The sequence below is a fragment of the Bacillus manliponensis genome, assembly GCF_000712595.1.
GTDB lineage: Bacteria > Bacillota > Bacilli > Bacillales > Bacillaceae_G > Bacillus_A > Bacillus_A manliponensis.
In genome coordinates, this window is the sequence record NZ_JOTN01000085.1 from 1 (window position 1) to 468 (window position 468).

The following is a 468-nucleotide window of genomic DNA, read 5'->3' on the forward strand; positions in this document are numbered from 1 at the left end:
ACTTTACTACCACTGGATTTTCGCTTGCGATTAAATCGCGGAATTGTTGCTCTGACTTGATTTCTTTCATGTTTTCTAGCTCCTTTTTTATATGTTTATTTCGGATTTATTAGGTGGTATTTTGGTTTGAAAACCAAAACTTTTAACGAATTTTGAATGAGACTATTTTTTCTCGAATAATTGATCCGTAAATTGGTCCACCACAGTTTCTTGAAGTCCTGGTATGAGATGTGAATAGGTGTCTAATGTGATGCGTACTCGTTTATGTCCTAAACATTCACTCATAATCTTTGGATGCATACCTTGTTTCAACATTAATATCGTATGCTATGTCGTAGGTTATTGAATCGAATATCAGGAACCTCACTTTTCTTTATAAGCTTTTTCCATAGCTGTGTCAAACTTTTGAAATTGCAGGGGTTACCATTAACGGTTGAACACACCAAATCGTAATCATTATATGTGCTT

General features: G+C 34.4%; 1 pseudogene. It reads right to left on the reverse strand.

The features are described 5' to 3' along the window. Positions 1-162: 162 nt before the first annotated feature. A pseudogene (locus tag BAMA_RS25575) lies at positions 163-468 on the reverse strand (tyrosine-type recombinase/integrase); the annotation flags it as partial.